Source organism: Pseudomonas sp. CFBP 13602 (genome assembly GCF_014842725.1).
Classification (GTDB): domain Bacteria; phylum Pseudomonadota; class Gammaproteobacteria; order Pseudomonadales; family Pseudomonadaceae; genus Aquipseudomonas; species Aquipseudomonas baltica.
Map to the genome: position 1 here is coordinate 357575 of NZ_JACYVT010000004.1, position 22250 is coordinate 379824.

Consider the following 22250-nt stretch of genomic DNA (forward strand, 5'->3'; position numbering starts at 1 on the left):
TGATAGGCCCTTTCGCGGCGCTGCCAAGCGGCAGCGTCCAGACGACTCGGTCAAGTATTGCTGCGATTGCCGTGTGGCAGCCGCCTGGATGAAATGATGAAACTGTTGCGCCTTCCCGTGATTTTATTGCTCAGCGGCGTGCTGGGACTGGCCGGATGCAGCACGCATCAACCGGTGGCCCTGTACCAGCTCGACAGCGGCAACCCCGGGCTGCCCAAGGAAAGTCGAGGTATGGCCGTGCTGCTGGGGCCAGTATCCGTGGCCGACTACCTGCAGCGCGAAACGCTGCTGCAGCGCCAGTCCGACGGCAGCCTGAGAGCGTCCACCGACGGTCGCTGGGCCGGCAGCCTTTCTGCCGACATCGACCAGTTGCTGTTGCGCCAGATGGCCTGGCGCCTGGACAGCCAGCGCGTGGTGTTGGCGCCTACGCCCGCCAACTTCACGCCTGACGCCCAGGTGCTGTTGTCGATCACGCGACTCGATTCAGGCAGCGGCCAGCCTGCCGTCCTGGATGCCCAGTGGCGTGTTCTCGACCGCCGTGGGCAAGTGCGCGACAACCGCATCGTCCATCTCGAGGAAAAGCATGACGGCGGCACCGCGGATCAAGTCCAGGCCCAGGGCGTACTGCTGCAGCGCCTGGCCGCGCAGCTGACTGCAGCGCTCAAGCCGTTGGCCAACCAGCCGGCGCTGGTTGAGGAGCGCAAGTCCGCGCCGGCGCAGGTGCGCCGCGAGCAGGAAAAGTCGCGGATTCCGCTGGCTACGCCCATCCGCACCGATCTGGAAGTGTTCCGCTTCTAGAACGGCGCCCACAAAAAAGCCCGCATTGCGGGCTTTTTTTATGGGCAAACGCTCAACCAATCAGCTGATTCGTGCCAGTTGGCGTTCCAGCAGGGACGGGTAGGGCTCCAGCAGACGCTCGACGCAGCAGGCACCTTCGGGGCTGGCGATCGAGCGAATGCGCGCGCGTTGACGGATCAGCGGGTCTTCGCCGATCTCGCGCACCACCAGCAACAGGTTGCGGCTGTGCTGCGAAAGCGCCAGTGCATCCTGGGCCGATTCGGTCAGCAGCAGGTCGATGGAGTTCAAGCCGTGAACTTCGTCGCTGAGCACCAGACCCAACTGCAGTTGCAGGGTGATGCCGCTGTCGGCGACCTCGATCTGCAAGGCATGGCCCAGGGCACGCAACAGTTCGCCGCAGCAGATCGCGTTGGTCAGGTAGTCATCACCGCTGTGTTCACTGTGGAACAGCATCAGCGTGCTGCCGTCGTTGAGCATGTGCACTTCGCTCTCGTACAGCGAGGCGGCCTGTTGCAGGCAGTCGTGATAACGCTCCAGCAGCTCGGCCAGACGTGCCTTGGGCAGGCGACGCAGTTGTTCCTGCGCACCCAGTTGCACGGCCAGCACGGCGCTGTCGGTGTGCACCCGAGCCACGGCAGTGGTCGGCTGCCTGATCACGGCCACCGGGGTTTCGCGCAGGTCGGCGAACGGGTCGTCACCGAAGTCTTCTTCGTCTTCGTCAGCCTGAATCTGGCGCATGACCGGTTTTACCGGCTTGGCTGCCACGGGCGGGAAGGGGCCCGGCTTGGCGGTTGCCGTGCGCACGGGTGGCGCTGCGTGCGGCACCTCGTCTTCGTCGGTGTCGTCGGGTTCGACCTCGGGCTCGCGCGGCTCTGGCGCCAGCTGTGCGTGCAGCTGCCGGGCCAGGTCGCCGATCTCGTCGGTGCGCTGGGTGGCCGGGGTGAACTCGTCGGGGTTGCGCAACCAGACCCGCAGTTGCAGCAGCGGCGTGGAAATGTAGCGACCCAGCCGCAGGCTCAAAGCCAGTGCCAGCACCAACAGGATACCGGCCAGAACGCCCATGCTTTGCAGGCTGATGGTCAACGGCTGCTGGAACTGATTCATGTCCAGGCTGATGCGCAGTTGCCCGGCCAGCGCATCCTGGAAGTTGATCTTGGTTTCGTACAGCCCCTGGCTCTGCCCCAGCAGGCCGCTTTTGGGGCGCTGCCCGGCTTCGGCGAGAATGCGGTTGTCCGGGCTGAAGATCGCCGCGTGGGCGACCAGCGGGTTCTTCACCAGGTTGTTGAGCAGCACGTTGAGGCTGAGAATGTCGTTGGACACCAGCAACTCGGTGGCGGACGTGGCCGTTTGCGTGGTCAGGCTCTGCCCCACCGCGTCGGCCTGCTCGTGCATGGCCTGCTTGAACTGCAGACCCATGACACAGGCGTAGATCACCAGGGCAATGGCAACCAGCACGATGTTGGTGAACGCGATGCGCAAAGCCAGGGGCACTCGACGGTGCCGCACGGCTCGGAAGATCAGCAGGAAGAAGTTGTCGGTTTTGACTGGCGTAGGCCGGTTCACTGAGCGCGGCTCTTTGTCCGTGAAGTTGGCGCGCAGTATAACGAGCACCCTCCGAGCGGCAAAGCGCTGCCTGTGCCCGATGGTCACTGAAAGTGGTTAGAATGCGTTTTTTTTCATGAAACGGGGTGCCTCTTGCGCGAAATCGTCCTGATCAACATCACCGCTCAGGAGCAGTCGGGCATCGCCGATGCCTTGCGCGCCGCTGTGGCCGCCGATACCACGTTCAGCGCCGCCCAGTCCGCCACGCCGGCTGAACATGTGGTCAGCGTGATGGGGCGCCAGGTCGGTTCCCCTGCCTTGCAGCAGGTTATCAGCCTGCTGAGCGAGCATGGCTTGGCGTTGGCGAGCATCGAGCGCCTGTCTGCGGCGGCGGGCGGCAACGCCTGTTTCGAGCTGGGCCTGCTCGGCACGCTGGAGCAGCCGCTGCAATTGCGCGGGCAAGTGCTTGAGCTCAGCGCCGCGCTGGGTCTGGACATCGTCTACCAGCCCGAATCCCCTCAGCGCCGACAGCCACGCCTGGCGGTGTTCGACATGGATTCGACACTGATCGAGGCCGAGGTGATCGACGAACTGGCCAAGGCGGCCGGCATCGGCGAACGCGTCGCGGCCATCACCGAGCAGGCCATGCGCGGCGAAATCGACTTTCGCGCCAGCTTCAAGGCACGCCTGGCACTGCTCGACGGCCTCGACGTTGCGGTCCTCGATGACATCGGCGCCCAACTGCGCCTGAGTGAAGGGGCCGAGCGACTGTTCGCCGAACTCAACCGCATGGGCGTGAAAACGGCCATTCTGTCCGGTGGCTTCACGTATTTCGCCAGGCAGTTGCAGGAGCGCCTGGGCATCACCCATGTGTTCGCCAACGAACTGCAGGTGGTCGACGGCAAATGCACCGGCGTGGCAGTCGAGCCGATCGTCGACGCCCAGCGCAAGGCCGACCTGCTGCAGCAGCTGGCCCGTGAGCAGGGTGTGGAGTTGAGCGAGACCCTCGCCGTGGGCGATGGTGCCAACGACCTGGCCATGCTGGCGATTGCAGGTCTGGGCGTGGCGTTCCGTGCCAAGCCGCTGGTACGGCAGTCGGCGCGTCAGGCCATCAGCGTGCTGGGGCTGGACGCCGTGCTGTACCTGCTGGGCCGCCGCGACTGAACGCAGGCTGGCTCAGAGGTCTTTCCACAGCGAATCGAAGTCTTCTTCGGGCGCCGCATCGTCGGCACCGGCCGGCGCCGGTTTGGCCACTTCCAGCAGGTGGTATTCGAACTGGTTGAAGCTGCCGGTGCCGGTCATGCGCTGACCAAGCCCGGCCGGGCGCTCTTCACCTTGGGTGTTGATGATCACCTTGTTGCCTTCCAGGAACGGCATGCGTGGGGCCAGCAGGGAGGCGGGTATGTCGATGGCGCGGATTTCCGGCAGCAACAGGCCGCGCAGGAACTGGCTGTTCTGCTCGCTGACGCGCACCAGTTGCAGACCGCATGGCTGCGCGTGCGGTGCCACCAGCTCGATGCCCATCTGCGTGCCGCCACTGCGCACCTGACGGATCCAGCGCACTACCGCCACGCTCCAGCCCTGGGCCTGAGTGTCCTGAATACCGATCATTTCTCCGGCCTGCAGCTGCGGCGGAACTTCCCTTGGCCATGCTAGGCAATAGCCACCGGGGCTGTGGTTGACGATCTGCAGAGCGTAGGTAGGGAAGTGCTGGTCATTGTTGGACGCGCTGGCGGCGCCGCTGCCTTCGCCGCTCGGCAGGTCGTACTGGATTTCTTCGTAGTCGCCGTGCCGATCGGTTTCGCTCGGCCTGCTCCAGGACTGGGTGGCGGCGCCCGGCACGAACTGCGCGCTCTGGGAAAGGGCCGGGCGCTTGAGGATCTCGCTGAAGGAACGCTCGCCGCCAATGTAGTAATGCAGCGCGCTCATGCCGATGCACACCGTCAGGTTGCCCTGGCCGGGGGTGCGGGTAAAGGTGCGTTCCGCCACGTCGCCCCAGGCGGCCGCCACGTGTTGCAGCAGATCGATACTGAAGTTGCTGGGGATCAGGCGCGACTGAGCACGCTGCTCGACCGGCATTTCCAGGTGCGTCTTGATCGCCTCGACCAGATCGGCGGGGTCGAGTCCGACCAGCAGTGGCAACTGATCCTCTTCATACAGCGTCTTGTAGCGCGGTGGGCTGTCTTCGTCGGGCGCCATGGCGAACAGGCTCGAAGCCAGGGTGGCAGGCTGCACACGCACCAGCAGGCTCCAGGCCTCGAGCACTTCGGCCAGACGCAGGATCGCCTGCTGGCGCATCTGGTTGCAGCGTGAACTGCCCAGCAACAAGGCGGCGGTGTAGCTTTGCTGCACGCTCAGGGTCGTGCCATGCGCGGCCAGCGGGTCATTGATCGGGATGTTCTGCAACTGATGAGCCAGGGCCGCCTGGTACAGTTGGTGCAGTTCCAGCCAGACCCCGTCGGGCACCGGGCAGTACAGCAGGCTGGCGCGCATCACTGGCCCATTCAGGCAGTGCAGGGCGCGCTGCGCAGCGGTGGCCAGAAGGGCGGCGCGATCCTTGGAGGCACGGTCTTTCGCGTAGGTGGCGCTAATGCGCAGCACGATCTGCTTGTAGCCGACGGCCAGATGGTTCTGCAGGGCCTGGCACAGGTTGGCGACCTTGCGTGAGCGCTCGTCGAGAACGATAGACTGGTTGAGGAAGTGTCGTTCCAGATGCTTGCAGACGAAATACACCTCGGGCCGCAGCAGCTCGAGCAGTTGCAGGCGGTTTTCGCTGGGCGTGAGCAGCTGGTTGAGCTCGCCAAGGCCCTGGTACAGCAACCGGGCGGTTTCCCCCAGATTGGCCTTGGGCAGCTTGGCAATCCAGCGCTTGAGGTCGCGCGGGGTCGCTTCGCAGAAGGTCAGGCTCAACTGCGATGGCGTCGGTGCGCGCAACAACAGATGGGGGCGTGGCGACATCGGTCGTTTCCTGGTTCAACTCAGGTCGTCGCTCGAGGGCTTGAACGACGAGAAAAGACAGGCCATTCATTTGGCCGTATGCAAGGACTCTAACAGCATTGGATAACGGTCGCAGCCTCGATGTCGCCGAGGCTGCGCCGCGCAGGCCGCAGGCGGTTCAGATCACGGTGGAAGCCGGCGCCGGAGCCACGTCGTCCGCACTGGCCGCCAGCCCGATGCCCTGGCCCATGTTCACCGGTGACAAGTTGGCCAGATGATGGGCCCATTTGACTTGCTCCGGGCCAAACAGCATGACCACGGTCGAGCCCAGCTTGAAGCGGCCCATCTCGGCACCCTTCTGCAGATGGATCGGCGCGCGAGCGGCTTCGTCGTAGCGAAAGGTCTTGAGTTCGCGCTTGGGCGGCGTCACCAGGCCCGCCCAGACGGTTTCAATCGAAGCGACGATCATCGCGCCCACCAGCACCATGGCCATCGGCCCGCGTTCGGTGTCGAAGATGCACACTACCCGTTCGTTGCGCGCGAACAGTTCAGGCACGTTCTCGGCGGTAGTCTGGTTGACCGAGAAGATGCGCCCCGGCACATAGATCATTTCGCGCAGGGTACCCGCCAGTGGCATGTGCACCCGATGGTAGTCGCGCGGTGACAGGTAGATGGTAGCGAACTTGCCACCCATGAAAGGAGCGGCGTTTTCTGGATCGCCGCCCAGCAGTTCGAGCACGCTGAAGCTGTGACCCTTGGCCTGGAAAATGCGACCGTGTTCGATGGTGCCCAGCTGGCTGACGGCGCCGTCGGCCGGCGAGAGGATTGCACCGGGGGTCGGGTCCAGCGGACGCGCATCGGGCTTCAGGGCACGGGTGAAGAAGGCGTTGAAGTTCTCGTAGGCACTCAGGTCTTCGACCTGGGCCAGCGACATGTCGACGTTGTAGCGCTCGGCGAACCAGCGGGTGAAGGCGTTCTTGAACCAGCGCGAGCGGCATTCGGCAACGCACCCGGCCAGGCGCGAGAGCAGGTGATGGGGCAGCAGGTACTGGCTGATGATGAACAGGCGATCTTTCATTGAGTGTCCTTAAACTTCGGTGGGGGTGTCGGGGTGGTTGCCCCATTCGCCCCAGGAACCGGCATAGCCCTTGACGCGTGGATAGCCCAGCGCCTTGGCCACGAGATAAGTGAAGCCAGAGCGGTGATGGGTCTGGCAGTGAGTGATGATTTCCTTGTCGGCGGTGATGCCCAGGCCGTCGAGCATCTGCGCGACGTCGCTGCGGATGCGCAGCTGGCGCGCCGGATCCATGGCGGCGGTCCACTCCAGGTTGATCGCACCGGGAATGTGCCCCGCCTTGGCTGCCAGCACTTTTTCGCCCGAGTATTCCAGCGGGCCGCGGGCATCCCAGATGGCCAGGTCGCTGGCGCCCAGGCGGCTTTGCAGGTACTCGCGGGTTGCGGTGGGCTCGTCGTGCAGGGTCAGCGACACCGGGCCGCCAGCGCTGGCTGGCGTGTCCTGGCTCAGCGGCAGGCCTGCGGCCTCCCAGGCCAGGATGCCGCCATCGAGGTAGTGATAGCGAGAGTGGCCGATCACGTCGAGCAGCCAGATGAAGCGTCCGGCCCAGCCGCCGCCCTCGTCGTCGTAGACCACGTAGGTCGCCTGCGGGTGGTGACCCAGCTCGCCGAACAGCTGCTCCAGTGACGCCAGCCCGGGCAACAGCCCCGGTGCAGGCGGCTGACCCAATTGGGTACGCTTGGGATCGACGAAACGCGCCCCGCGGATGTGCCCGGATGCGTAGCGCGCGTCGCTGGTCAGGTCGACCACGATCAGGTTGGCGGCATCGAGCAGAGTACTCAGCGCCTCGGGCTCGATCACCAGGGGCAGGCCAGCGAAGTCAGGCATTCGGGTCTCCAGACGAAACGGAACGACGATTGTAGCGCAAGCCTTAGCGGCTGCGGTTGGTAAAGGTGTCCAGCGCGCGCTCGATGCACTGTGCGGTCTTGCCGAAGCCCTGCACACTGATCTCGGAAAACGGGCGTCCGCCCTGGTCGGCGACCAGCAGCGTGTGCACGCGGCTTTCGACGCCCAGCGAGCGCAGCAGCAGGTGTTCACCGCGGAACAGCGCGCGCAGGGTCGCCGGCAGCAGCGCCTGCAGCTGCGCGCTGTTGGCGCTGCCCATGCGCAACTGCGTCGGTTGGGCGAGCAGCCGCTGCAACAGGCTGCTGTGCTCGATGCCCAGGCTCAGCGCGGCCGCCTCCTTGGGCAGCCCCGCGCTCTGGTGCACGCGCAGGCTGCCATGGCTGCGGTCGACCATCAGCAGCATGACCCGCTGCATGCCGCATGCGAGCAGTGCATCGCGCGCGCAGGTGGTCAGGTGCAAGGCATTGTTGAACGGCGTCGGCGTGGCCAGCAGCTGCGTGCACAGGTGCCGCCAGCCCGCCAGTGCCGCTTCGCTGGGTGCCGGCGCCGGTTCGCTGTCCTGCGTCGCGGGCGCGTGCTGCGGCGGCCACGGCAGGCTGCGCGCCGGGTGCCACAGGTCGGTAGCCCAGTGCACACGGGCGCTGTGCACCGCATGTTGATGAACCTGTTGCTGCACCTGCTCCAGCGGCACTTGCAGGTACAGGCAGCTCAGGTACTGCCAGCGCTGCAGGTGGGGGGTGAACCAGCCGTGCTGCGCCGCCAGGGCCAGACCATTGGCCATCAGGATGGTATTGGCCGGCTGGTTCAGCCAGCGGCGCAGCGCCGGCTCGTCGTCCAGTTGCTGTTGCTGACGCAGGCGGTGCTGGTTGTCGCGGGCGATGTGCAGAGCCTGCACCAGCGCCCGGCGTTCCCCCAGCAGCAGGCGATAGCCGTGCAGCACCCAGGCCGGCAAGCGCCATTTCTGCGCCAGTGCCTCGCAGAGCACCAGCAGCGGTACGCCGAACAGCGCCTGCTCGACCGTGGCCGCCGTTTCGCCCTCGGCAATGACCCGGCGCTCCCATTCATCGAGCAGTTCGGGGTAGGTGGCAGCCAGTGGCCAGAGCGGCGACAGGAACAACAGGCTGCCCCAGTGGATCTCCTGCCACAGCCGCGCCAGCCGTGCCGCGAACAGGCCATTGGCCTGCTGGCTGGCATGCTGGCTGATCATCTGCAACTGACGCAGGGTTAGCGGCATCTGCTGCGGGTCGAGCGCGGGCAGGCGCATCAGCAACTCTTCGGCACGCGACAGGCCCAGCCGGTTCAGGGCCACTTCGAGGCTTTCCGCCGGTTCCGCCAGGCTGTTGCTGGCATGCCGGTTGGCTTCGCGCATCACGCTGAGCACCAGCGCCGGGCTGTGCTGCATCAGGTCAGCGATGTCGCGCAGCGAGCGGCGTCGGTCCTTGATCGCCGCGCGAACCTTGTCGTGGTAGAGCCTGGGGATCGGCAGGCGCACGCCATCGAGCAATGCGAGCCAGGTGTCGAGGGTTTGAGGCTTGGCGTTGGACACTATGCTTATCCTGATGCATGCCTGAATGCAGGCCGACTACACGAACGGACCAAACTGGCTTTTGAAAACCGCTGCCTATAGTCTGGCGCAGTTCTGCCGATAAGGAGAACAACAGATTCAACATCACCTTTTTCGTCCATGAACCCGACTTCTGAAGTGTTTTTTATCCATGGCTAAAATTATCGGCATCATTGTCGTGTTCGCGAGCGTGCTCGGCGGATACGTTCTTTCCCATGGTCAGTTGGCTGCCCTGGTGCAGCCCTTCGAGGTGCTGATCATCGGTGGCGCCGCACTGGGCGCGTTCCTGCAGGCCAACCCCGGCAGCACCACCATGATCGTACTGAAGAAGTCGCTGAAGATGTTCAAGTCGCGCTTCAGTCATGCCTTCTATCTGGAAGTGCTGAGCCTGCTGTTCGAGATCCTCAACAAGAGCCGTCGCGAGGGCATGATGTCCATCGAGGCCGACATCGAGGACGTCGCTGCCAGCCCGATCTTCGCCAAGTACCCAGCCCTCCTCAAGGACGAGCAGATGATGGCGTTCATCTGCGATTACCTGCGCATCATGTCTTCGGGCAACATGGCCCCACACGAACTCGAAGGCCTGTTCGACATGGAGCTGCTGAGCATGAAGGAAGAGCTCGAGCACCCGTCCCACGCCGTCACCGGCATCGCCGATGCGTTGCCCGGTTTCGGTATCGTTGCGGCGGTGCTGGGTATCGTCGTGACCATGGCCTCGCTGGGTGATGGCGACAAGGCAGCGATCGGCGGTCACGTCGGCGCCGCCCTGGTCGGTACGTTCCTGGGTATTCTGGCGGCCTATGGTTTCTTCGGGCCCTTGGCGACCTGCCTGGCCCATGATGCCAAGGAAGAACTGAACGTCTACGAGGCCATCAAGGCGTCGCTGGTGGCTTCGGCCTCGGGCATGCCGCCGTCGCTGGCCGTGGAGTTCGGGCGCAAGGTGCTGTACCCGGCGCACCGGCCCAGCTTCGCCGAACTCGAACAAGCCGTACGCGGTCGCTGAGTCATGGAAAACAACCAGCCCATCATCGTCAAGCGGGTCAAGCGCTTTGGCGGCGGCCATCATGGCGGCGCCTGGAAGATCGCGTTCGCCGACTTCGCGACGGCGATGATGGCGTTCTTCCTGGTATTGTGGCTGTTGTCCGAAGCCACGCCTGAACAGAAGATCGCCATCGCTGGCTACTTCAAGGACCCGATCGGCTTCTCCGAAAGCGGCACGCCCTATGTCATCGACCTGGGCGGCTCGCCTCAACTATCGCCCGAGAAGACGCTGAATCCGGACGTCGAGGTGTCGCCGCCCAAGCCCGAGACCTCGACCCAGGTCGCGGCCGAGCAGGCCGAGCAAGTGGCCCAGCAGGTTGAAAAGGAACGCCTCGAATTGTTGCTGCAGGAACTGCAGAACAAGGTCGACGAAAACCCCCAGCTGCAGAAATTCAAGGACCAGATCCTTTTCGAGATCACTCAGGACGGTTTGCGCATCCAGATAACCGACGCCGAGAATCGGCCGATGTTCGACTTGGGCAGTGCGCGGCTCAAACCCTATTTCGAGGACATCCTGCTGGCCATGGCGGACACCATCAAGGCGGTGCCGAACAAGATCAGCGTCAGCGGTCACACCGATGCCAAGCCCTACGCCGGCAGTGCGGCGGGCGGCTTCGGCAATTGGGAGCTGTCGTCCAACCGCGCCAATGCCGCGCGCCGCGCGCTGGTAGCCGGCAGCTACCCGGAAGAGCAGATCGCGCGCGTGGTTGGCTATGGCTCCTCCTCGCTGTTCGACCGCAAGGATCCGCTGAACTCCATCAATCGCCGTATCGATATCGTGGTGCTGACCAAGAAGGCCCAGCGCGATATCGAAGGCGAGCAACCGGCCCTGGAAACTCCGGCCCCCGGCGCGCCTCCAGCTGCCAGTCCTCCTGGCGCGTCGATCGGTGATCCCGATGCGCCGGTGCAGCCGCGCGAGCTGCGCCAGCGGCTGAACCTCTTCGAGGACGGCTCGACGAAGATGGTCGAGCCGGGCAAACCCGCGCCCTGATGGGACGCACCGCCTTCCCAGCCTTGCGGCCGAGCTAGAATCCACGCCCGATGCGTTCGCGCAGGCCCCTGTGGATATCGCGCGCACACAGCTGCAGCGGCGTCTCGCGCTGACTGGCCGGCATGCGCAGGGCCGCCTCGCGGTGGTAGGCCTCGATGACGAAGTCCAATTGCTGCGTGCGCGTCAGGGTCGGCCAATGGGCCAGGTATTCGGGCAGCGCCTGGTCACCCATTCGATACACGCAGATGCGTCGGTCCCACGAGGTCGCCTCGCCGATGGAGAAGGGTATCCACCAACGCCGCGCGCTGCTGTGGGACATCATCAGGATCACGTGGGTGCAGTCACGGATGTGCGCGGTGATCGTCTCGGTGACATGCAGGGTGGTCAGCGATTCGAAGTCCATCACGTCCATGCGCACCTCGATCCCGGCCCTGCGCAGTTGCTTGCGGACCCGCAGCGCGTGTGGATGATCGGCATGCTGGTAGCCGATGAACACGCTCATCGCCGACTCCCGCCAGCAGTCGGTCGAGCGAGGCGCAGGCAGGCAACGGGCAGGTCGAGCATGGAAAACCTTCATCGTGAGTGTTGAAGGTTGAAAGATTGTTCAATGCCGTTTAAGCGGCAAGGTATGTCATTCAAAAGAGACATTCCTTACCTAGGAAAGTAACTTCTCCTGCAGCCAATTCCTCTAGCCGGCACCTGTGCAAAACCCTTCCGTCGCGCGCACCAGGGCGTACAGGGCATCGGCAATACGCTCCACCTCAGCCGCGCTCAGGATCAAGGGCGGCAGCAGGCGCAGGGTGGTGCCACGGGTCACGTTGATCAGCAGGGCATGCTCTTGCGCCGCCCGCTGCATCAGTTCGCGACAGGGCCGGTCCAGCTCCACGCCGATCATCAGGCCCACGCCGCGCACAGCCTTGACTCCGGGCAAGACGCCCACTTCGCTGCGCAAGCGTTCGAGCAGCGCCTGCCCCTGGCGCGCGGCGTTGTCCAGCAGCCCCTCGCGCTCGATGATGTCAAGCACCGTGCAGCCAACCCGGCAAGCCAGCGGGTTGCCGCCGAACGTGCTGCCATGGCTGCCGGGCGTGAACAGGCGGCCTACTGCCGCGCTGGCCAGGCAGGCGCCGATCGGAATGCCATTGCCCAGGGCCTTGGCCAGCGTGAGCACATCTGGCTGGATGCCCGCATGCTGGTAGGCGAACCACTGGCCGGTGCGACCGATGCCACTCTGGATCTCATCGAGCATCAGCAACCAGCCATGGTGGTCGCAGTGCTCACGCAGGGCGCGCAGGTAGGCGGCAGAGGCGACATGCACACCGCTTTCGCCCTGAATCGGTTCGAGCAACACTGCCGCAATGCGCTGTCCGAACGCCTGGGTGACGCTGGCCAGCGCGTCGAGGTCGGCGAAGGGGATCTTCACGCAATCCCCCGGCAGTTGGCCCAGTCCGGCGCTCAAGTGCGCGCCGTCGCTGGCTGCCAGGGTGGCCAGGGTGCGCCCGTGAAAGGCGTTGTTCATGACCACCACCAAAGGCCGGGCGATGCCGCGGGCATGGCCATGCAGACGGGCCAGCTTCAATGCGGTCTCGTTGGCCTCGGCCCCCGAATTGTTGAAAAACGCCAGGGCCAGGCCGGATTTTTCAGCCAGCTTCGCGCCCAATCGTTGCTGCCAGTCGATGGCATACAGGTTGGACGTGTGCAGCAACAGCCCGGCTTGTTCGGCAATGGCGGCTACCACGTCGGGATGGCTATGGCCCACGTTGGTCACCGCCACGCCGGCCAGTGCATCCAGGTATTCGCGGCCGCTGTCGTCCCACAGGCGGGTGCCGAGGCCGCGGCTGAACGTCAGGGGCAGGGGTTGATAGGTCGGCATCAAGTGGCTGGCGCTCATCGCGAATCGCTCGGGGGGATATGAATCTGCAGTATTCCCTTCAAGCTCAGATGGATAAACGCCGCTAGACTGGATGCACTTTTCACTTGGAGTTGATAATGGATCTGTTCCAAGCCATGCAGGTGTACGTGAAAGTCGTGGAGCTAGGCACCATGACGGCAGCCGCCAACGCCTGCGACCTGTCCACGACCATGGTCAGCAACCATCTGCAGGCATTGGAGCAGCGTCTGGGCGTTACCCTGTTGCTGCGCACCACGCGCCGTCAGCAGGTGACCGACGCGGGCCAGGCCTACTACCAGCGCTGCCTGGAGGTGCTGGGGCTGGTCGCCGATTCCGAGCGCTGGGCCGAACACACTCAAGGCACCCCGCAGGGCCTGTTACGGATCACCGCGCCGCCCACCTTCGGCGCCGAGTGCCTGGCGCCGGCACTGGCGGGGTTTCTTCAGCGCTATCCGCAGATCAGCGTCAGCCTCAGCCTCGGCGATCAGGTACAGGACATGCTCGACGGCCGGTACGACGCCGCCCTGCGCCTGGGTAATCTGGAGCCCTCGACCTTGATCGCACGTCCCCTGGATGACTATCGGCTGAGCATCTGTGCGTCCCCGGACTACCTGCGTCGCCATGGCACGCCTGGCCACCCCGAAGAGCTGGCTGCGCACGAGTGCCTGCAGTTCATGTACAACCCGGGCGATGAGTGGCGCGGCACGCAAAAGCGGTGGTCCATGCAGGGGCCCAATGGCTCGATCGGCGTCGATGTTCGAGGGCGTCTGGTCACCAACAGCAGCGCCGGGCTGCGTCAGGCCGCCCTGGCGGGCATGGGCCTGGTGATGCTTCCCGACGTGCTGGTGCGTGGCGATCTCGAGGAAGGCAAGCTGGTCCAGGTACTGGCTCGATACGCGTTGCCCGGCAGACCCATGCACCTGCTTTATCCACAGGCGCGCTACCGTTCGCCGAAGCTGCGCGCATTCGTGGACTACATCGTCCAGACCCTGGGGCCGCAGCCGGCCTCAGGGTCAGCAGATACCCTGGATCAGTAGGTGTCCTGGGTCAGGCTGGCGATGATCGAGCGGTAGCTGTTCATGCGCTGCTGCTGCACACGGCCATCGTCCAGTGCTGCGAGCAAGGCGCAGCCGGGTTCGCGGTCATGCTTGCAGTCGCGGAAGCGACAGGTGCCGAGCAGGTCGGCGAACTCGATGAAGCCGGCTTCGACGTCGGCGCGGCTGACATGGCCCAGGCCGAACTCGCGGATACCGGGGGAGTCGATCAGCTCACCGCCGCCGGGGAAGTGGAACAACCGTGCGGTGGTGGTGGTGTGCGTGCCCTGGCCGGACCATTCCGACAGCGCACCCACGCGGGCCTGCACTTCAGGCAGCAGGCTGTTGACCAGCGATGACTTGCCTACGCCGGACTGGCCGACGAATACGCTGATGTGACCATCCAGGCGTGCCTGCAACTGCTGCATGCCATCGCCCTGATGGGCCGAGACCTCGAGCAGTGGGTAACCCAGCTGGCGATACACCGCCAGCAGCGCGTTGAGCGCCGGCGCGTTCTGCTCGTCGATCAGGTCGGCTTTGTTCAGCAGCAGCAGGGGATGGATGCCCGCGTGTTCGGCGGCTACCAGGTAGCGGTCGATCAGGTTGGCATGGGGTTCGGGCATGGGCGCGAACACGATGACGATCAGGTCGACGTTGGCCGCGACCGGCTTGAGCTGCCCGCGGCTGTCGGGGCGGCACAGCTCGGTGCTGCGCGGCAGTTGGGCAACGATGACACCAATGCCCTGATTGCCGGCGCGCCAGACCACCTTGTCGCCAGTGACCAGCGCCGGCAGGTTGGCGCGCAGGTAGCAGCGGCAAACCTGACCGGTCTGTTCGCCTTCCAGCGCCTCGACTTCCACCTGAACACCGAAGTGCGCGATTACCAGCCCTGTCTGCTCGGGGCCCAGGTCACCGCCTTCCAGCGTCTCCAGGGCCTGGGACTCACGCTTGGCGGCGCGGGCAGCGCGCTCGCCCTGGATTTTTTCGATACGCCAGTTCTGGCGGCGGTTCAGTTGGCGTTTGGCCATGTGTGTTCCGTGTAAATGAATGCAGGTGTTGACGAAGGCGGGATACTAGCACGGCCGGCTAGGCTAAACTGCGCAGCTACGCCGAGGAGACTTTCATGCAGAACCCACAGAACCTGATCTGGATCGACCTGGAAATGACCGGCCTGGACCCGGATCACGATGTCATCATCGAAATGGCCACCATCGTCACCGACAGCGACCTCAATACCCTGGCCGAAGGGCCGGTCATCGCCATCCACCAGAGCGACGAGATCCTCGCCGGCATGGACGACTGGAACACCCGTCAGCACGGCGGCTCCGGCCTGACCCAGCGGGTGCGCGAGAGCACCGTCAGCATGGCCGATGCACAGGCGCAGACCCTTGCGTTCCTCGAGAAATGGGTGCCCAAGGGCAAGTCGCCGATCTGCGGCAACAGCATCTGCCAGGATCGCCGCTTCCTCTACCGCCACATGCGCGAACTGGAAAACTACTTCCACTACCGCAACCTCGACGTTTCGACCCTCAAGGAGCTGGCCGCGCGCTGGGCCCCGGAGGTCAAGGACAGCTTCCAGAAGGGCAGCACCCACCTGGCCCTGGACGACATCCGCGAATCCATCGCCGAGCTGCAACACTACCGCAAGCATTTCATCAAGTTCTGAAGCCCGGAAACCTCTGCTGTGGGAGCGAAGCGGGCGGCGATCCCTCTGCCCGCGAAGAGGCCCTCAAGCCTACCTCTCTCAATACACACGACGCCGCGGTGCCTGCATGGCACTGGCGATATCGCCGGCCAACCGCGCAATATCGGTATGAGCCAGGTTGCCGACACTGACACGCACCGCCTGCCCGCTCTGCAACCGAAACGGGCTCCCTGCCTGGACCGCCCAACCCGCGGCGGCCAAGGCCTGCACCGTCGAGGTTTCATCCGCAACCGGCACCCACAGGTGCAGGCCTTCACCCGAACTGGACGGCCTCACACCGTTGAGTTCGAGCGCCTCGACCAGCGAGCGTCGTCGGCTTCGATAGGCTGCCCCGACTTCCGCCAAACGATTCCCGTGCAGCATCGCGCTCCACAGATGAGCGGTCAGCCGTTGCAGCAGCAGACTGACCCAGCGCGGGCCTACCCGCTGCTGGCGTTGCATCTCGGCGTGCAGGGACGCGCTGGCGCCGGCAATCGACACCCGCAGATCAGGGCCCAGAAACTTGCTGGTCGACAGCACGTAGACCCATTGCTGTGGCAGCGGCTGCAAATCAATGGTCGGGGCCTGGCTCAGCGGCCCCCAATGATCGTCGATCACCAACAGGGTCTGCACCGGGTCCTGCATGGCCTGCGACCACTGCCGCCACCGCTGGGCGTCGAACGAACAGCCGGTCGGGTTCTGCGCGCGAGGCGTCAATACCACGGCCGCCGCACCGCGCAGCACCTCGGGCGCCGGTGGCAGCGCGCCATGGTCGTCCATCGCCAGGGTCACCGGCTTGAGCTGCAGCCCGGCGAGTAGATCGCGCAACGGTGGCCAGCACGGGTCTTCGATCAGCACCGTGGCGCCGGGTCGGCAGCGCGCCCGCAGTGCTCGCTCCACAGCGTCCAGCGCCCCGCAATACACGCCCACGTGCTCGCTGGGCAATCGCTGGCTCACGAGCCAGTCGCGTGCCAGGCCGGATAGCTGTGGATCATCGCCGAACTGGTCGAAACCATTCTGCTTGAAGTTGCGCAGCAGCCAGTCGTGATCCGCGGCTGGCAACAGCGCGGCATCCAGATTGCCGCTGGCCATGTCGTCGAGGCCCTGAGGGATAACGAAGCCGTGTTCGGCGACCTGCGACCCAGGTGCATTGACGCGCGTGCCGCGGCGCCCGTCGGTGATCAACAGGCCGCTGTCGCGCAGCCTTCCATAGGCCGCCGCGACGGTATTGGGGCTGACCTCGAGCTGCATGGCCAGGTTGCGGACCGAAGGCAGCGAAGCGTTTTGAAGCAAATCACCCTGGCGGATCTGCCGCTCGATGGCGTCGGCGATCTCGACGGCAGTGGATGCATTCGTCAATAATGTATTCATACATTCATATTATTGTATTGGTACAAAAATGAAAAGAGCATTGGTTCTGCGTCACCTCGCGTTCGAAGACCTGGGTTGCCTGGCTGCGGTGCTGGAAGCCGAAGGCTATGAAATCGAAACGATAGAGGCGCCTCTGCACCCGCTGGCGTCGCTCGATGTGAGCTCGGCAGACCTGCTGATCATCCTTGGCGGGCCCATTGGCGCTTTCGATGAAGGGCTGTACCCATTCCTGTTGGACGAACTCCAGCTCATCCGCCAACGCCTGGACAACGGTAAACCCTTGTTGGGCATCTGCCTGGGCGCTCAGCTGATCGCTCGCGCCCTGGGCGCCGACGTTGCCGCCATGGGCCATAAGGAAATCGGCTTCGGCCCCGTCACGCTGACCGCAGCCGGAAGCGCCTCGGTACTGGAGTCCCTGGCGAACGGAATACCCGTATTGCACTGGCACGGCGATCAGTTCGACATTCCAGCGCAGGCCACGCTGCTAGCCAGCACCGAGGCCTGCCCCCATCAGGCATTCAGCGTGGGCGATCAGGTGCTCGCGCTGCAATTTCATCTCGAGGTGGCACCGCAGGCACTCGAAGCATGGCTGGTCGGCCACGCCAACGAACTGCATCAACAGCGAATCGACCCCCGCGAACTGCGCGCCCAGGCTCAGGCCTTGGGTTCTGCAGGCGTACAAGCAGCCAGTACGATCCTGATCGACTGGCTGGCGCGCCTGCGATGAGTGGGGCGCGGTCCGTCATCGAGTTGCGGCACGTGCTCGCGGGCAAGTCTCGCCGTTTTACGCGCCCAGGCAGTTTCACCGGTATCGACAAGGAGTCGGTGTGCGGACCGGTTGAAGTGGGAACGCTGGGAATAACAGGCGATGAGCAGGGGGACCGCCGCATCCATGGAGGCCCCGACAAAGCCCTTCACCACTACCCGTTCGAGCACTATCAGGAGTGGACACAGCTCATCGGCGAGCATCCACGCCTTGCACGGCCAGGCGCATTCGGTGAGAACCTGTCGACTGTCGGTCTCGACGAAACCACCGTTTGCCTGGGTGACATCTTTCGCTGCGGCGACGTGCTCCTCGAAGTCAGCCAGACCCGCCAGCCTTGCTGGAAGCTCAGCGACCGCTTCGAGGTGAGCGATATGGCCTTGCGCATGCAGGCCAGTGCAATGACCGGCTGGTATTACCGGATCCTCGAGGGCGGTGTCCTGCGAGCAGGCGACGCAATGGTGCTCGAGGACCGCCCCATCCCTCGATGGCCGTTGCGCAGAGTCATCGCGCTCTTGTACGAACGGCCGCTGGACCTCGATGAGTTGAGCCAACTTGCGCAACTGCCGCTCGTACCATCCTGGCGCTCACTCGTGGAGCGGCGCCTGACAACGGGCCAGATCGAGAACTGGGCCAGCCGAGTGCTGGGTCCCCTTTCAGGAGAGTAGAAACCATGCAGCACTTTCGCGTCATCGTTCAATTGCACCGGGCGTACTGGTGCCAGTTCGATATAGAGCATGCCGCTGCCGAGCATGCATTGGCGGATGTGGTCCGCCGCTTCCCCGAAGGCGAGGGCTACACCCTCGACATACAACGCAAAACGGGTGAGCGCCGGTTGTTGGAATCCACGCCTGACGGGATTCGGTTGCTGTATGCGCAGGGCATGTTTGCAAAGACTTGAATGCCATCAATGGCGCAATTGGTTGAACATTACAGGTAAAGAGGTACACAGCACGTGAATATGGAAGTTGGTCCGGAAAGCCATGATGGCGTCAGGAACATGCTGGAGAAGTTGTCTTCTTTGTGGAACGTACGGGCAGCAGTCAATAATGATGCGACCCCGTACAGCGAATTGCTCTTCGAACACGGCAGGTTGGACTTTAGCGAGTCGCTGGTTCCGTTTCGAAGTCATCCAGCCTGGCAGGCAGCTACGGCTGAAATGAAATCCAGATGTCTGTCCTATGGCTGGATTATCTATAACCTCAAAACCATTTATATCGAATGCGACATTGTGACACCTGCCTGCGAGGACATTATCAAAAGGCCACCTGTTGAGTCTCGCAACCGCGACATCCTGCAGCGAGTGATGTCTGAGGCGCTGCTTGACGAAGCGCTGCATACAAAGATGTCAGTCACGGCATGCAATTACATCTATCTGAACCGCAAGCTGCCCTACCTCGATTTCAGCGACTTCAATCTCATCCGCTGGCGGGACCAGATATTGTCCACATGTAAGGCTGAGTGGCAGCGGCGGCTCACTCGATTCGGTATTGCCTGTGCCAGTGAAACCTTGATCACTGACTACCTGAAAACCTTGTCCGAGGATGACTCCATCCAGCAGGTGTGCCATGAGGTGACTCGTACTCACGCGGTGGATGAGTGGAGCCATTCAAGTGTTTTCAGTTTTGTAGCGTGCGATATCGTCCACACGCTAAGTGTCGGCGAACGAACGTACTTGCAGGCTGTGATTGCCAAGACGGTAGAGATGTTTGCCGATAACGAACTGGGCGCGTGGGCTCGGGCGCTTTCTCTAGCGGGATTCCAAGGGTATGAGGCAATGCTTCTGGAGTGTTCTCAATCGAGCGAAGTAGAGGTCTACACCGAGTCGGTTTTCAGTCTCCTTGCGCGTATAGGTCTGGAATAGATGGTGCTTTCGGCCAAGAACAATTCATCTGCAGTAGAGCCAGTTGGGCCAGGTTTTCTACGGTGTGATGTGGCATGCGACGTTGCCGAGAACGCGAGGAGATTTGTCTTCACGGTGCTCGATGAACAGCGTGAAGAAGACTATGTCCCAGGCCGTTACCTGATACTTGAATACGCAGGTGCTACCGGTCAAGTTCGCACGGCCTGCTATTCGATAGTGGCCTGCCCCACGCGCTGGCAGGTTGAGATCATCGTCCAGCGCGTGCCTTCCAAAGGGTTGTCAGAGACGATGTTCAATCATCTGATGGTCGGCGCCTTGGTGCGCTGTGTGGGCGTTGCAGGAGATATCACGGCGCAACAACTTTCTGGTTTGGATAGCGTGGCGCTGTTGGCTGGTGGTATCGGGTTTACCTTGCCTTGGGCATTGATACGCGAATTCAGGCAATGGGCACGGCAAGGCCGCCGAGTGCCACGGATCACATTGCTGTTGTGCACGCCCTCTCTGGAAGCCGTGCCATGCTTCGCCGAGTTGATGACCCTGGAGCTTGCCGAACGCTGGTTCACTTTGCGCATCCATGTCACCCGGCAGTCGTTGTACCAAGACAACGGCTGCTTGTGGAGGGGGCGTCCAAACCAGGGGGTACTGGACGCCCTGGAGGCGTCGCAAGGCATCGTAATCTGCGGAAGCCAGGCATTCGCTGTAGAAATACACCGGGCCATGCAGGTTCGGCATGGTGGGGCCCAGTACTTTATCGAAGCATTCAGCTCGGCCGATTCGCCGTTGCCCGCCAAGCAGGCCGACACTGGAACGGTGCGTTTGAAGATCCCCGCGTCGGGGGTCGAGTTCGAAGCGGTTCATTCGCTGACCCTGCTTGCGCAGTTGGAATCCCAGGGCCTGAAAGTGCGCAGTCAGTGTCGTGCTGGAATTTGTGGTGCGTGCAAGATTAAAGTCCTGAAAGGGGAATGTCGCAGCGAGGCCGATTTTGCACTGAGCGTACAGGAGCGCGCGGCTGGGTACGCATTGGCGTGTTGCAGCTATCCTGTGGGCGATGAACTCACGCTGTGTCTCCGGACCTCGTGAAGCGGACAACGCCAGTGCGTGCCCGGTATCATGAGGGATCATCGCGGCGTCCATGTTGCAGTCGATACCGCGCCCATCACACTGCTCGTCTTTTGGCCCCAGGTCCCCATGCTGCTGACCCTCTACCTCATCGCCATCACCGCTGAAGCCATGACCGGTGCCTTGTCCGCAGGGCGGCGCGGTATGGACTGGTTCGGCGTGGTGCTAATTGCCTGTGTGACTGCATTGGGCGGTGGGTCGATGCGCGACGTGTTGCTCGGCAACTATCCGCTGACGTGGGTCAAGCACCCCGAATACCTGGTGCTGACCAGCGTGGCGGCGCTGGTGACGATTTTCATCGCGCCGCTCATGCGCCGCCTGCGCTCGCTGTTTCTGGTGCTCGACGCGTTGGGGCTGGTGGCGTTTACCCTGATCGGTACCATGACTGCACTGGAGCTGGGCCACGATTATCTGGTGGCGTCCATCAGCGGCATGATCACCGGGGTCTTCGGCGGCATCCTGCGCGATATCCTCTGCAACGACATTCCCCTGGTGTTCCGCCGTGAGCTATATGCCAGCGTCTCATTCGCTGCGGCGTGGTGCTTTCTGGGTTGCACCTACCTGGAGCTGGTGCCGATTCAGGCGCTGTCCATCACCCTGTGCGGCGGCTTTCTCCTGCGTCTGCTGGCTATTCGCTTCCATTGGGAAATGCCCAAGTTCGTCTACGACGATCGTTGAGCGTGGGCCGCCAGGGCCCATTCGACGTGTTCACGGACCAGTTCGCTGGGGTCCTCGCGGCGTGCCTTCAAGGCTTCGAGCACCGGGATGCTCGACGGTGCGTTGCCCAGCCCAACCGCCAGGTTGCGCAGAAAGCGCTCGTAACCGGCGCGGCGCAGGGGCGAGCCTTCGGTGCTGCTCAGAAACCGGTCTTCATCCCACAAAAACAGCTGCGCCAGTTCGGCATTGTCCAGTTGATGCCGCGGCTGGAAATCGCCTTCACCCGAAGGGCGGGCGAAGCGGTTCCACGGGCAAACGATCTGGCAGTCGTCGCAACCGAACACACGGTTGCCGATCAGCGGCCGCAGCTCGGTGGGAATGGGGCCCTTGAGCTCGATGGTCAGATAGGAAATGCAGCGACGAGCATCCAGCACGTAGGGCCCGACGAAGGCGGCGGTAGGGCAGATGTCCAGGCAGGCCGTGCAGCGCCCGCAGTGCTCGCTGGCGTGGGGTTCGTCGACCGGCAACGGCAGATCGACGAACAGTTCGGCGAGGAAGAAGTAGCTGCCGGCCTTGCGGTTGAGTACCAGGGTGTTCTTGCCGATCCAGCCCAGCCCCGCTTCCTGGGCAATGGCTTTTTCCAGCACCGGCGCGCTGTCGACGAAGGCGCGAAAGCCAAACGGGCCGATGTCCTGCTGGATGCGTTCGGCCAGGTGCTGCACGCGTTTGCGGATCAGCTTGTGGTAGTCGCGGCCCAAGGCATAGCGCGAGACGTAGGCTTTTTCAGGCTGCGCCAGGCGTTGCGCCATCTGGGTGTCGCCGGGCAGGTAGTCCATGCGCAGCGAAACGACCCGCAAGGTGCCCGGCACCAGTTGCTCGGGGTGTGAGCGCTTGCTGCCATGGGCGGCCATGTAGTCCATTTCGCCATGGTAGCCAGCCTCCAGCCAGCGCTGCAGGTGTCGTTCATGCTCGCCAAGGTCCAGGCCTGCGATGCCGACTTGCTGGAAACCCAGTTCGCGTCCCCATTGCTTGATGGAGAGCGCCAGGGCGGGAAGGTCGATGGTGGGAGCAGACAT

General features: G+C 63.6%; 22 protein-coding genes. 12 read left to right on the forward strand and 10 right to left on the reverse strand.

Annotation, left to right across the window (positions count from 1 at the left end):
* The first annotated feature begins 93 nt into the window (after positions 1–93).
* Positions 94–798 (forward strand): PqiC family protein, encoded by a 705-nt coding sequence (locus tag IFU31_RS10505; protein WP_122480397.1) that lies wholly within the window; start codon positions 94–96, stop codon positions 796–798.
* A gap of 60 nt (positions 799–858) precedes the next feature.
* Here IFU31_RS10505 and IFU31_RS10510 read toward each other — a convergent pair whose 3' ends face one another.
* On the reverse strand, positions 859–2361 hold the full coding sequence (locus tag IFU31_RS10510) for a histidine kinase (protein ID WP_192102861.1): 1503 nt from the start codon (positions 2359–2361) through the stop codon (positions 859–861).
* 192 nt (positions 2362–2553) lie between these two features.
* On the opposite strand from IFU31_RS10510, the gene serB reads away from it, so the two are divergent.
* Positions 2554–3504 (forward strand): phosphoserine phosphatase SerB, encoded by a 951-nt coding sequence (serB, locus tag IFU31_RS10515; RefSeq protein ID WP_244657669.1) that lies wholly within the window; start codon positions 2554–2556, stop codon positions 3502–3504.
* 12 nt (positions 3505–3516) lie between these two features.
* Here serB and IFU31_RS10520 read toward each other — a convergent pair whose 3' ends face one another.
* From IFU31_RS10520 to IFU31_RS10535, 4 genes are all read right to left on the reverse strand, one after another.
* The gene (locus IFU31_RS10520) at positions 3517–5298 is read right to left on the reverse strand and encodes a molecular chaperone (protein ID WP_192102862.1); all 1782 of its coding nucleotides are present in this window, start codon (positions 5296–5298) and stop codon (positions 3517–3519) included.
* A 157-nt stretch (positions 5299–5455) separates the two neighbouring features.
* Positions 5456–6355, reverse strand: a complete 900-nt coding sequence (asd, locus tag IFU31_RS10525; RefSeq protein WP_192102863.1) for an archaetidylserine decarboxylase — start codon at positions 6353–6355, stop codon at positions 5456–5458.
* Between the two features lie 9 nt (positions 6356–6364).
* Positions 6365–7180, reverse strand: coding sequence for a rhodanese-like domain-containing protein (locus IFU31_RS10530; RefSeq protein WP_192102864.1), 816 nt, complete (start codon positions 7178–7180; stop codon positions 6365–6367).
* Between the two features lie 43 nt (positions 7181–7223).
* On the reverse strand, positions 7224–8744 hold the full coding sequence (locus IFU31_RS10535; RefSeq protein WP_342345286.1) for an HDOD domain-containing protein: 1521 nt from the start codon (positions 8742–8744) through the stop codon (positions 7224–7226).
* A 169-nt stretch (positions 8745–8913) separates the two neighbouring features.
* On the opposite strand from IFU31_RS10535, the gene motA reads away from it, so the two are divergent.
* Both motA and motB read left to right on the forward strand, forming a co-directional pair.
* The gene (motA, locus tag IFU31_RS10540; RefSeq protein WP_122480391.1) at positions 8914–9765 is read left to right on the forward strand and encodes a flagellar motor stator protein MotA; all 852 of its coding nucleotides are present in this window, start codon (positions 8914–8916) and stop codon (positions 9763–9765) included.
* A 3-nt stretch (positions 9766–9768) separates the two neighbouring features.
* Complete coding sequence (gene motB, locus IFU31_RS10545) at positions 9769–10794, forward strand: flagellar motor protein MotB (RefSeq protein ID WP_192102865.1); 1026 nt, start codon at positions 9769–9771, stop codon at positions 10792–10794.
* A 34-nt stretch (positions 10795–10828) separates the two neighbouring features.
* Here motB and IFU31_RS10550 read toward each other — a convergent pair whose 3' ends face one another.
* Together IFU31_RS10550 and IFU31_RS10555 are read right to left on the reverse strand one after the other, a co-directional pair.
* Entirely contained in the window at positions 10829–11296 is a 468-nt protein-coding gene (locus IFU31_RS10550) for a toll/interleukin-1 receptor domain-containing protein (RefSeq protein WP_163007695.1), read from the reverse strand.
* A gap of 186 nt (positions 11297–11482) precedes the next feature.
* Positions 11483–12682, reverse strand: a complete 1200-nt coding sequence (locus tag IFU31_RS10555; RefSeq protein ID WP_192102866.1) for an aspartate aminotransferase family protein — start codon at positions 12680–12682, stop codon at positions 11483–11485.
* A 98-nt stretch (positions 12683–12780) separates the two neighbouring features.
* Between IFU31_RS10555 and IFU31_RS10560 the strand changes: the two genes are divergently transcribed.
* Complete coding sequence (locus IFU31_RS10560; protein ID WP_192055776.1) at positions 12781–13719, forward strand: LysR family transcriptional regulator; 939 nt, start codon at positions 12781–12783, stop codon at positions 13717–13719.
* Here the strand turns inward: IFU31_RS10560 and rsgA are convergent.
* A complete protein-coding gene (gene rsgA, locus IFU31_RS10565) occupies positions 13713–14744 on the reverse strand; it encodes a small ribosomal subunit biogenesis GTPase RsgA (RefSeq protein WP_122480386.1) in 1032 nt (343 codons plus the stop codon). The genes IFU31_RS10560 and rsgA overlap by 7 nt on opposite strands.
* 95 nt (positions 14745–14839) lie before the next feature.
* On the opposite strand from rsgA, the gene orn reads away from it, so the two are divergent.
* Positions 14840–15382, forward strand: coding sequence for an oligoribonuclease (orn, locus tag IFU31_RS10570; protein ID WP_192102867.1), 543 nt, complete (start codon positions 14840–14842; stop codon positions 15380–15382).
* 78 nt (positions 15383–15460) lie between these two features.
* Here orn and IFU31_RS10575 read toward each other — a convergent pair whose 3' ends face one another.
* On the reverse strand, positions 15461–16771 hold the full coding sequence (locus IFU31_RS10575) for an aminotransferase class I/II-fold pyridoxal phosphate-dependent enzyme (RefSeq protein ID WP_192102868.1): 1311 nt from the start codon (positions 16769–16771) through the stop codon (positions 15461–15463).
* 28 nt (positions 16772–16799) lie between these two features.
* Here IFU31_RS10575 and IFU31_RS10580 point away from each other — a divergent pair, with 28 nt between their 5' ends.
* From IFU31_RS10580 to IFU31_RS10605, 6 genes are all read left to right on the forward strand, one after another.
* Complete coding sequence (locus IFU31_RS10580) at positions 16800–17498, forward strand: glutamine amidotransferase (RefSeq protein WP_192102869.1); 699 nt, start codon at positions 16800–16802, stop codon at positions 17496–17498.
* The gene (locus IFU31_RS10585; protein ID WP_192102870.1) at positions 17495–18202 is read left to right on the forward strand and encodes an MOSC domain-containing protein; all 708 of its coding nucleotides are present in this window, start codon (positions 17495–17497) and stop codon (positions 18200–18202) included. Before IFU31_RS10580 ends, IFU31_RS10585 begins: the two co-directional genes overlap by 4 nt.
* A 5-nt stretch (positions 18203–18207) precedes the next feature.
* Positions 18208–18435, forward strand: coding sequence for a hypothetical protein (locus IFU31_RS10590; protein WP_049862045.1), 228 nt, complete (start codon positions 18208–18210; stop codon positions 18433–18435).
* 60 nt (positions 18436–18495) lie between these two features.
* Complete coding sequence (locus IFU31_RS10595) at positions 18496–19398, forward strand: diiron oxygenase (RefSeq protein WP_192102979.1); 903 nt, start codon at positions 18496–18498, stop codon at positions 19396–19398.
* Between the two features lie 3 nt (positions 19399–19401).
* The gene (locus tag IFU31_RS10600; protein WP_192102871.1) at positions 19402–20478 is read left to right on the forward strand and encodes a 2Fe-2S iron-sulfur cluster-binding protein; all 1077 of its coding nucleotides are present in this window, start codon (positions 19402–19404) and stop codon (positions 20476–20478) included.
* A 108-nt stretch (positions 20479–20586) separates the two neighbouring features.
* The gene (locus IFU31_RS10605) at positions 20587–21195 is read left to right on the forward strand and encodes a trimeric intracellular cation channel family protein (protein ID WP_122480379.1); all 609 of its coding nucleotides are present in this window, start codon (positions 20587–20589) and stop codon (positions 21193–21195) included.
* On the opposite strand, the gene queG is transcribed toward IFU31_RS10605, so the two are convergent.
* The gene (gene queG, locus IFU31_RS10610; protein ID WP_192102872.1) at positions 21180–22250 is read right to left on the reverse strand and encodes a tRNA epoxyqueuosine(34) reductase QueG; all 1071 of its coding nucleotides are present in this window, start codon (positions 22248–22250) and stop codon (positions 21180–21182) included. The two genes, IFU31_RS10605 and queG, sit on opposite strands and share 16 nt — an antisense overlap.

Bases quoted from the DNA above. Each gene is read 5' to 3' on its own strand.
- IFU31_RS10520 (WP_192102862.1), bottom strand. From the start codon at position 5,298: ATGTCGCCACGCCCCCATCTGTTGTTGCGCGCACCGACGCCATCGCAG.
- rsgA (WP_122480386.1), bottom strand. From the start codon at position 14,744: ATGGCCAAACGCCAACTGAACCGCCGCCAGAACTGGCGTATCGAAAAA.
- IFU31_RS10585 (WP_192102870.1), top strand. From the start codon at position 17,495: ATGAGTGGGGCGCGGTCCGTCATCGAGTTGCGGCACGTGCTCGCGGGC.
- asd (WP_192102863.1), bottom strand. From the start codon at position 6,355: ATGAAAGATCGCCTGTTCATCATCAGCCAGTACCTGCTGCCCCATCAC.
- IFU31_RS10595 (WP_192102979.1), top strand. From the start codon at position 18,496: ATGGAAGTTGGTCCGGAAAGCCATGATGGCGTCAGGAACATGCTGGAG.
- IFU31_RS10580 (WP_192102869.1), top strand. From the start codon at position 16,800: ATGAAAAGAGCATTGGTTCTGCGTCACCTCGCGTTCGAAGACCTGGGT.
- IFU31_RS10530 (WP_192102864.1), bottom strand. From the start codon at position 7,180: ATGCCTGACTTCGCTGGCCTGCCCCTGGTGATCGAGCCCGAGGCGCTG.
- orn (WP_192102867.1), top strand. From the start codon at position 14,840: ATGCAGAACCCACAGAACCTGATCTGGATCGACCTGGAAATGACCGGC.
- IFU31_RS10560 (WP_192055776.1), top strand. From the start codon at position 12,781: ATGGATCTGTTCCAAGCCATGCAGGTGTACGTGAAAGTCGTGGAGCTA.
- IFU31_RS10555 (WP_192102866.1), bottom strand. From the start codon at position 12,682: ATGAGCGCCAGCCACTTGATGCCGACCTATCAACCCCTGCCCCTGACG.
- IFU31_RS10505 (WP_122480397.1), top strand. From the start codon at position 94: ATGATGAAACTGTTGCGCCTTCCCGTGATTTTATTGCTCAGCGGCGTG.
- motB (WP_192102865.1), top strand. From the start codon at position 9,769: ATGGAAAACAACCAGCCCATCATCGTCAAGCGGGTCAAGCGCTTTGGC.
- motA (WP_122480391.1), top strand. From the start codon at position 8,914: ATGGCTAAAATTATCGGCATCATTGTCGTGTTCGCGAGCGTGCTCGGC.
- IFU31_RS10590 (WP_049862045.1), top strand. From the start codon at position 18,208: ATGCAGCACTTTCGCGTCATCGTTCAATTGCACCGGGCGTACTGGTGC.
- IFU31_RS10550 (WP_163007695.1), bottom strand. From the start codon at position 11,296: ATGAGCGTGTTCATCGGCTACCAGCATGCCGATCATCCACACGCGCTG.
- queG (WP_192102872.1), bottom strand. From the start codon at position 22,250: ATGTCTGCTCCCACCATCGACCTTCCCGCCCTGGCGCTCTCCATCAAG.
- IFU31_RS10575 (WP_192102868.1), bottom strand. From the start codon at position 16,771: ATGAATACATTATTGACGAATGCATCCACTGCCGTCGAGATCGCCGAC.
- IFU31_RS10605 (WP_122480379.1), top strand. From the start codon at position 20,587: ATGCTGCTGACCCTCTACCTCATCGCCATCACCGCTGAAGCCATGACC.